The following is a 707-nucleotide window of genomic DNA, read 5'->3' as shown; positions in this document are numbered from 1 at the left end:
TTTCAGCGGTTTATGAAGCAATATTCAAGCCCGGCGTCATGGCGGTGGCGGTTTTCAACCGCGCTCTAGGATTACTTGCCGCTTTTGGCCTTGCCGCTCTGATGGGAGCGCAAGATACGGCTCTTCAGCACGTTGGACGACTTGAAGGTCATCACCCGACGCGGCAGGATCGGCACTTCCTCGCCAGTCTTGGGATTGCGGCCGATACGCTCGTTCTTGGAGCGGACGTGGAATGTCGCGAAGGACGACAGCTTCACCGTTTCGCCGCGCACGATGGCTTCGCAGATTTCATCCAGCACCGCTTCGACGAGTTCGGCCGATTCAGTGCGCGACAGGCCGACCTTCCGGTAAACTGCCTCGGCAAGGTCGGCGCGCGTAAGTGTCTTTCCCCCCATGCGACCGTCCCATCAGCTCAAAACATAAAATTCGGCACAACAACGGCAGAGCCTAAGTAATTGATCCGTCAAGGTCAAGGACCGAAACTGGACCGTTCGGCACTTACCAGCGAACCAGGACAGCGCCCCAGGTGAAGCCGCCACCCATCGCTTCCAGGAGGACGAGATCGCCCTTCTTGATGCGGCCGTCGGCAACGGCCACCGACAGCGCCAACGGCACGGAAGCAGCCGAGGTGTTACCGTGCAAATCGACCGTAACCACCACCTTTTGCTCAGCTATCCCGAGCTTCTTGGCGGAAGCGTCAATAATTC

General features: G+C 58.6%; 2 protein-coding genes. Both read right to left on the bottom strand.

The features are described from left to right. Nucleotides 1-71: 71 nt before the first annotated feature. Nucleotides 72-395 (bottom strand): integration host factor subunit alpha, encoded by a 324-nt coding sequence (locus EN879_RS37875; protein ID WP_013532231.1) that lies wholly within the window; start codon nucleotides 393-395, stop codon nucleotides 72-74. 103 nt (nucleotides 396-498) lie between these two features. Further along, on the bottom strand, nucleotides 499-707 hold a 209-nt coding region (locus tag EN879_RS37870), incomplete at its 5' end, for a 3-oxoacyl-[acyl-carrier-protein] synthase III C-terminal domain-containing protein (RefSeq protein ID WP_281034637.1).

It is taken from the genome of Mesorhizobium sp. M7A.F.Ca.AU.002.02.1.1 (assembly GCF_003998535.1).
Classification (GTDB): Bacteria; Pseudomonadota; Alphaproteobacteria; order Rhizobiales; family Rhizobiaceae; genus Mesorhizobium; species Mesorhizobium ciceri.
Note: the sequence above shows the minus strand (reverse complement) of the source record. Positions and strands in the feature narration are given on the sequence as shown.

Coding starts and splice junctions, on each gene's coding strand:
- EN879_RS37875 (WP_013532231.1), bottom strand. CDS start 395: ATGGGGGGAAAGACACTTACGCGCGCCGACCTTGCCGAGGCAGTTTAC.